Below are 6678 nucleotides of genomic sequence, written 5' to 3' on the forward strand. Positions count from 1 at the left end.
CGTTTTGGCGCTAGCCACGGTTAGGTGGTGAAGAAACTGTGGCTAGCGCAAAGCGGCTACTATGCTGAAAGACTCCTGCCTAACTGCCTGAGAATTGCCCACGACACGCTGGCAATATTCATTAGAATAAAAGCGTCCTGAGATCTCCCACCTCCCACTCTCTCCTCCCCCCCTTCCTCTCTCTGAGTGCGATTCGATGAATCCATTTTCGTCTTCAATTTCGCGTCGTGAAATGTTGCGCCGATGTGGTACTGGTTTTGGCGCGGTCGCACTTGGCGACATGCTTAGCCGAGACGCGATGGCGGGAGGCTCATCACCGCTGCAATTTCTCCCAAGGCGAAATATGTCATCCATCTGTTCATGAACGGTGGTCCGAGTCATGTCGATACGTTCGATTACAAACCGGCATTGGCCAAGTTCGATGGCAAAACGGCACCGACCGGGACGCTGAAAACAGAACGTCCCACGGGAAACGTGATGGGGTCCCCGTTCAAGTTCAAACCGTACGGGGAAAGTGGAATCCACGTCAGCGAGTTGTTTGCCAAAACAGCGGAACATATCGATGACATCTGTGTGATCAATTCCATGCACGCCGATGTGCCCAATCATGAACCGTCGCTGATGTTGATGAACACGGGCGAAGCGAGACTGGTCCGCCCCAGTGTCGGATCGTGGATGACGTATGGGCTAGGCAGCGAGAATGAAAACCTGCCGTCGTTTATTGTCATGTGTCCAGGCGGCTATCCGATCAAAGAGTCGCAGAACTGGCAAAACAGTTTTCTGCCGGGTAAGTACCAAGGCACTTATATTGATTCGCGTCACGAGCGTGTCGAAAAACTGATCGACAACATTCGCTCGCCCGGAGTCTCGGAATACGACCAACGTCAACAATTGGATCTGTTGGCGTCGATAAATCATCAGCATGCATCCGAGCGTCCAGAAGACCCGCGATTGGAATCCAGAATCGAATCATTCGAATTGGCGTATCGGATGCAATACGAAGCGACGGATGCGTTTGATGTGTCGCGAGAAACCTCGGCGGTACGGGACGCCTATGGACCGGGTGATTTTGCGAGGCAAACATTGATCGCTCGCCGCTTGGTCGAACGCGGCGTACGGTACGTTCAACTTTACACCGGAGCCGGACAGCCCTGGGACAACCATGACGACCTGAACGCCGGTCACAAGCGGTTGGCAGGCCAAGTTGACCAGCCAATCGCAGCGTTGTTGGCCGATCTGAAACGTCTCGGTTTGCTCGAAGAAACACTGGTGATCTGGGGCGGCGAATTTGGCCGGACTCCCGTGGTGGAAATGCCCAAGAAGGGTTCAAACCAAGGCAAGATGAACGGCCGAGACCATAACCATCATGGCTTTACCATGTGGATGGCCGGCGGCGGTGTCAAAGGAGGCCAGACGATTGGGACGACCGACGAGATCGGGTTCAAAGCGGTTGAAAACCGCGTCCATGTTCATGACCTGCACGCTACGATGCTGAAGTTGATGGGATTCGATCATAAAAAATTGACCTACCGCTATGCCGGTCGCGATTTCCGGCTGACCGATGTCCACGGCCGCATCATCGACGACGTGATCGCGTAGGCCGGATCAAGCAAACGGCGTCGATGCCGGATCGGCGGACGTAATTAAGAATCTCACATCGCTCCGAAGCTCATTCGAAAAGGCCCCCGTTTGCGCCGATCCGGCATGATCCTGCGTCCTTACGCTTGGGCGCCTCGCCACATCGATCGGTGATTTTCGGGGGTTCGTATTCTTCGGGTAGATCGCCTTGCGATTTCTGCCGAAACACGACAGCGACGGGTGGGGATTGCAAGTAGAATAGCGTCCCCTCACCACTCTCACCTCATGCTCTCCCTGCAAAATCTGACGATGTTCATGAAATCAATGGTTCGCTTGACGTCCGTTTTCTATTGTTTCGCCATGCTATTGCTGGGGATTTGTCATCCCACGGTCGCTGCGGAAACCTATTCCGAGAATCCAGGAACGGAGGGCAACGGTAAACACATCGTCGGCCCCCACTACGCGATCGCTGCCGATTTGAAGGACCAAGGAAATCCCAAAGGCAAGTACTTTGAATTCACGATGCCGCTTGCCGACAGCAAAATTTTCCCAGGCAATGACACGACGCTCAATCCGAATAAGGAAGTCCGCAAGGAACGAAAGATCTTTGTCTATGTTCCCGCCGCCTACGTGGACGGAAGTAAGGCACCGATCTTGGTCACGATGGACGGTCCAAGCCGGTTGGATTTGGTCCGCAACGCCCTTGATAATTTGACGATTTCAAAAAACCCCCATCGCAAGCTGCCGGCCTTTATCGCGATCGCGGTCCAAAATGGTGGCAACGATGGCAAGGGAAGTGAACGGGGACTTGAGTATGACACCATGTCCGACCGATTCGCCCGATTCGTCAACGACGAAGTTCTGCCCGCCGTGCTCAACAACCCAAAGATCAAAGCGGCCTATCCCAATATTGCCTTCACCGAAAACCCGTGGGGCAAAGCGGTGATGGGATGCAGTTCCGGAGGCGCAGCGGCGCTGACGATGGGTTGGTTTCGCCCCGACCTGTTTCGCCGGCTAATCACGTACTCAGGCACCTTCGTTGACCAACAAGACGACGATGCTCCCGAAGAAGCCGACTATCCGCTTGGTGCTTGGGAATACCATTCGAGCATGAAGTTGATCGCAAACAGTGAAAAGAAACCGCTGCGGATCTTTACCCATGTATCCGAGAACGACAATCGAGCGAACGATCCTGAGCGAACGTATCACAATTGGGTGATGGCCAACGAGCGGACTGCCGCGGCACTGGAGGCAAAGGGATATGATTACCGCTACGTATTCAGCCGAGCGACACGGCACTGTGATCGCAAGGTATTCGAACACACGCTGGCCGATACGCTGGTATGGATGTGGCGAGGCTATCACGCCGAATGATCATCAATTGAATCCGTGGGCCGTAAGGCCAATGCCATCTACTTTCGCAGTGGGACTCGCCAGAGTTCCTGGTGATGCAATAGCAAATGCGGGGATTCTGGTGAATTCCACGACTCGAACATTCCCCGCTTGGTGCCAAAGTAGATGGCATTCGCCGTAAAGCACCGGGTAATACGCATACCGTTTATGTAGTATGGGTGCGGTGAGAGGCCGCCTGTCTAATTTCACCAACGTTCAATCGGCCTGTGCCACGCCGCTGCCGGCTTCTCCTAACCCAACCCAAAAATGAGACACTGCTCGGTGAACGCCACCAAAAAACGCTCGTTCCCAGGCTCCTGCCTAGAAACGCACTGCTTTCAAGGCTCCCGCCTCGTCTTTGTACGCTCAGCAGGCAGGAGCCTGCAATTCATCGGGTTGCCAGGCGGGAGACTGGGAACCAGGGGTGGCGACTGCCGAAGAGTGTCGACAATGATTCGATTTTCCTGGATTGCCGCCGCCATCTTGCTGATCTCGTTCGCGAAACCTTCACTGGGCGAACAACCGAATGTATTGATCATCTACGGGGATGACCAAGGTTCGATCGATCTTGGATGCATGGGCATCACCGATTTGCAGACGCCGAACTTGGATCGCTTGGCCAACCAAGGACTGCTGCTGACTCAGATGTACTCGGCCGCACCGGTGTGTTCGGCGAGCCGAGTGGGGCTATTGACGGGGCGTTACCCGGCACGAGCGGGACAACCGGGCAACGGCGAACTGCGGACCGAAGAAGTCACGATTGGCGAAGTTTTTCGTGACGCGGGCTATCGCACCGGACAAGTCGGCAAGTGGCATCTCGGTCATACGGTTGACAAGAATCCGAAGGGGCAAGGTTTTGAGGATTGGTTTGGCCACCTCGGAGGCTGCATCGACAACTACTCGCACTTCTTTTTCTGGGCCGGGCCGAACCGCCACGATTTGTTTGACAATGGACGCGAAGTCCATCGACCGGGTGAGTATTTCCCTCAGTTGATGGTGGATCGCTGCAAAACGTTTATTGACAAACCGTCCGACCAACCATGGCTGCTGTATTGGGCGTTCAATGCGCCGCACTATCCGTATCAAGGAACGCCCGAGTGGCTCGAGCGTTACAAGGATTTGCCATCACCTCGCCGCGAGTACGGTGCTTTTTTATCGACAATGGATCAGTACATTGGCGAAGTGATTGCGCATCTCGATCGCAATGGTTTGGCTGAAAACACGATTGTCATCTACCAAGCCGACCACGGGCATAGCACCGAAATCCGAGCCTTTGGTGGCGGCGGCAACGCGGGGCATTATCGGGGAGCGAAATTTTCGCTATTCGAAGGCGGCATACGCGTGCCCGCGGTTGTTCGTTTTCCGCCAAAATTTCCAGCGGGCCAAACGCGTGACCAATTCATGACCGCGTGTGATTGGTTGCCAACGCTGTGCCAGCTCTGCGACGTAAAACCGCCTGACAACACCTTGGATGGAGTTTCGATTGCCGACGTTTTAAGCGATGATGCGAAGCCGCCACGCAAACCGTTTTATTGGCAATTCGGCGGTGGCGGCAAAAACGCTCAGTGGGCTGTCCGCGACAAAAACTGGAAATTGATTGGCAATCCTCGAGACACCTCGGCAAACGAAACCCAACGCAAAGAGGGTGGCCGATTGAAAGACAAACTGTTTTTAGTGGATCTCAACCAAGACATTGGTGAGACCAAGAATCTCGCGAAATCAAAACCTGATATCACTCAGCGACTGCTCGATTTGCGAACCGAGCTGACGAGTGATTTTGAGTAACGCCGTCATGCGTGTCACTTCCTGAAATCCCCCTTTCCCTTAGTTTTCCGCTGTCATGCAAATAAAACATCTCACTGTACTCTCTCTTGTCCTTGCATCACTATGTGTACTGGCGCCGGGTCGTGGTTATGCCGACCAACGTCCGAACATCGTGTTCTTCTTTGCCGATGATCAAACCACCAGCACGCTGGGTTGCTATGGCAATGACGTCATTCAAACGCCCAACATCGATGGATTGGCCGCTCGCGGTACACGTTTCGAAAACGCGTTTGTCAGCCAAGCAATCTGCTGGGTCAGCCGCACCACCATCCTGTCGGGATTGACCGGACGCAGTTACGGCACCGCGGCGAATCCAGACGTAGCACGAGCCGATGCAGTGGAGACCTTGTACAGCGACCTATTGCGAGAAAACGGTTATCGCACCGGCTACTTCGGCAAATGGCACGCCAAGATGCCAGCGGGATATCGAAACCAAGAGCACTTTGACGAGTTCGAAGCGATTGGGCGAAACCCGTACTACAAAAAACAAGCCGATGGCAGCTTGCGTCACGAAACCGAATTGATCGTCGATCGCGGTATCGAGTTTGTAAAGAACCTGCCCAAGGACAAACCATTCGCGCTGAACATGTGGTTCAACGCTTGTCACGCCGAAGACGGTGATCGTCGCCCTGGCATCGGGCATTTCCCGTGGCCTCGCGCCGTTGACGGCATGTACGAAGACGTCCAAATCGCCCCACCGCGACTCGGCGATCCCGCGATCTTCGACGGGCAACCCGACTTTTTGAAAACCACGATCAATCGCGAGCGTTATTTTTGGCGTTGGAATACCGACGAAAAATACCAAACCAATATGCGAGCCTATTACCGCATGGTCAGCGGTATCGATGGTGCGATCGGCCGTTTCATCGCGGCACTCGAAGAAGCCGGATTGGCCGACAATACGATTATCGTTTACTCGGCCGACAACGGTTACTACATGGGCAACCGAGGGTTTGCCGGCAAGTGGTCGCATTACGAAGAGGGTCTTCGCGTGCCGATGATTGTTGCCGACCCGCGAGTACCCAAAACACAGCAAGGAAAAGTCGCCGATGCGATTGCATTGAACTTGGATCTGCCCGCGACGTTTTTGGATTGGGCCAATGTCGAAGTGCCCAAACGTTATCAGGGACACAGTCTAAAACCGATCGTCGAGTCCGAGAAACCAGCAAATTGGCGAACGGAATCGTTTCACGAACACTTTGCCGTTCGCAATCGCATTCCGGCCTACGAAGGCATCCGTAACGAGCGATACAAGTACGTTCGTTATTTTGACCATGGCAACCACGAATTTTTGCACGATCTAAAAAACGACCCCAACGAATTGGTCAATCTGGCCTCGGATCCGGAACATGCCGAAACACTCAAAGCGATGCGTCAGCGGACCACCGAGCGTGTTGCAGAACTGGGCGGACCGCTCGATCCGTTGAAAAACTTCTCGCCCTCAACGGTACCTCATCCCGAGGCTTCGGCGGCAGTCGGCACTCGCCCTGACAAAGACGGCTTCGTCCGCGTGTTCGATGGCAAGTCGCTGCGTCAGTGGTCGGGCGATCCGAAGTATTGGTCGGTCCAGGACGGTGCGTTGACCGGTGTCACCGATGGTTCGCTAAAAATGAACCGTTTTATCACTTGGAAAAACTCGACGATCCGCAATTTCGATTTGCGAGTCAAAGTCAGAGTGACCGCCGGCGGCAACAGCGGGCTGCAGTATCGCGGCACATCGCGGCCCGATCTGGGCTTGGATATCGTGACCGGTTACCAGTGTGATGTGGTCGCCGACAACCCCAATTACAACGGGATGCTTTACGAAGAAAAAGGACGACCGAATCCTGTCGCACACTGGCGAGAAAGTGATCGTTGACCGCGAGGGACAACCGGTGGGTCGTT

At 54.4% G+C, this 6678-nt stretch carries 3 protein-coding genes and 1 pseudogene; all 4 read left to right on the forward strand.

The annotated features are described in order from the left end of the window. Positions 1-280: 280 nt before the first annotated feature. Positions 281-1599 (forward strand): annotated as a pseudogene (locus RMSM_RS02840) (DUF1501 domain-containing protein). A 264-nt stretch (positions 1600-1863) separates the two neighbouring features. Then, positions 1864-2952 (forward strand): alpha/beta hydrolase, encoded by a 1089-nt coding sequence (locus RMSM_RS02845; protein ID WP_008691300.1) that lies wholly within the window; start codon positions 1864-1866, stop codon positions 2950-2952. 468 nt (positions 2953-3420) lie between these two features. Further along, a complete protein-coding gene (locus tag RMSM_RS02850) occupies positions 3421-4755 on the forward strand; it encodes a sulfatase family protein (protein ID WP_040763805.1) in 1335 nt (444 codons plus the stop codon). Between the two features lie 55 nt (positions 4756-4810). Beyond that, on the forward strand, positions 4811-6652 hold the full coding sequence (locus tag RMSM_RS02855; RefSeq protein ID WP_201766991.1) for a sulfatase-like hydrolase/transferase: 1842 nt from the start codon (positions 4811-4813) through the stop codon (positions 6650-6652). Positions 6653-6678 lie beyond the last annotated feature (26 nt).

The organism is Rhodopirellula maiorica SM1, from assembly GCF_000346295.1.
In the GTDB taxonomy this organism is placed as follows: Bacteria; Planctomycetota; Planctomycetia; order Pirellulales; family Pirellulaceae; genus Novipirellula; species Novipirellula maiorica.

Excerpts from the sequence above, each read along its gene's own strand:
- RMSM_RS02845 (WP_008691300.1), top strand. The coding sequence starts at position 1,864 with ATGCTCTCCCTGCAAAATCTGACGATGTTCATGAAATCAATGGTTCGC.
- RMSM_RS02850 (WP_040763805.1), top strand. The coding sequence starts at position 3,421 with ATGATTCGATTTTCCTGGATTGCCGCCGCCATCTTGCTGATCTCGTTC.
- RMSM_RS02855 (WP_201766991.1), top strand. The coding sequence starts at position 4,811 with ATGCAAATAAAACATCTCACTGTACTCTCTCTTGTCCTTGCATCACTA.